Raw genomic sequence first — 897 nt, 5'->3', positions numbered from 1 at the left:
GACAAGAAAATTGACAGGCGACGATGTCTGGAGCAGTGATTCGTCAAACTAAAGCTGGCATTAAATACTGTCACGCCAATTAGTGCGGAAGTCCAGTGAGCGTAATAGCGCATAAACGGTACAACAACGGACTCCCATATCATCGCACACATCCGGAACTTTACGGTTCTTGCGACGTGCCGAGGGTTTAGGAATCTCATTGGATACCACAATCCTGTTGACTGGATCCCGAAGACCGTAAGCGATTAAAAATGGATCCTTCCCAACCTTCTCAAGTTCTATCTCATCGAGGTCTGATCCATATCCTTCGTCTAGCACTCTGTTCAATAGGTCCACATCAAATTCTTCTTGTAAAACAAGGAGGTCGCGTATCTCTCGGCTTTTAGCCAAGTTTGCATGCTGTGCCTTTGTGCCGCCTTTTATCTCATCAATTGTCTCAAGCGGCATACAGATAGAACCATCGCCAGCATGAAACTCAAGCCAGCGCCAAAATTCTGGCACTCTCTCCATATGGTAGTAATAATCGTGGGCGTGAATGATGATATTAGCGTCGAGAAGAAACAGCTTTTTTTGTTTGTCAGGCATTAAAATCCTACCATTTCAGCGACATTACCTGGGTTAACTCCCAGAACACGACCCGCCTTGGTTTCAGTTAGAACGCCATCCTGTAGCGAACGACGAACAAGGCTGATAAGAGCGCCTCCTGCACGATGGCGCTGCGTATTGTAGAAATTTCCACTTGAGCCAGACTCGCTTTCCTTTGATTTGGCCTTACTGTTCAGCCACAACTCACGAAGCTCAGTGCTAGCCCTTTCCCATTGAGCTTGGTTGAGCAGATTGCTACGAAACAGCCGGTACGCTACCAGTGAAGCGCTAACATTGAGGTCTCCTGCCTCC

The 897-nt window shown here is 47.4% G+C and carries 2 protein-coding genes; both read right to left on the bottom strand.

Annotated features, from left to right (window positions below; all coding sequences use genetic code 11):
• Positions 1–60 precede the first annotated feature (60 nt).
• Positions 61–585, bottom strand: coding sequence for a DUF4411 family protein (locus B7L72_RS13985; protein WP_081195070.1), 525 nt, complete (start codon positions 583–585; stop codon positions 61–63).
• Positions 585–897 (bottom strand): hypothetical protein (locus B7L72_RS18745; RefSeq protein WP_217806083.1); only part of this gene is annotated, 313 nt, incomplete at its 5' end. The genes B7L72_RS18745 and B7L72_RS13985, both read right to left, overlap by 1 nt.

The sequence above is a fragment of the Halomonas sp. BC1 genome, assembly GCF_002078135.1.
Classification (GTDB): Bacteria; Pseudomonadota; Gammaproteobacteria; order Pseudomonadales; family Halomonadaceae; genus Vreelandella; species Vreelandella stevensii.
Note: the sequence above shows the minus strand (reverse complement) of the source record. Positions and strands in the feature narration are given on the sequence as shown.

Excerpts from the sequence above, each read along its gene's own strand:
- B7L72_RS13985 (WP_081195070.1), bottom strand. The coding sequence starts at position 585 with ATGCCTGACAAACAAAAAAAGCTGTTTCTTCTCGACGCTAATATCATC.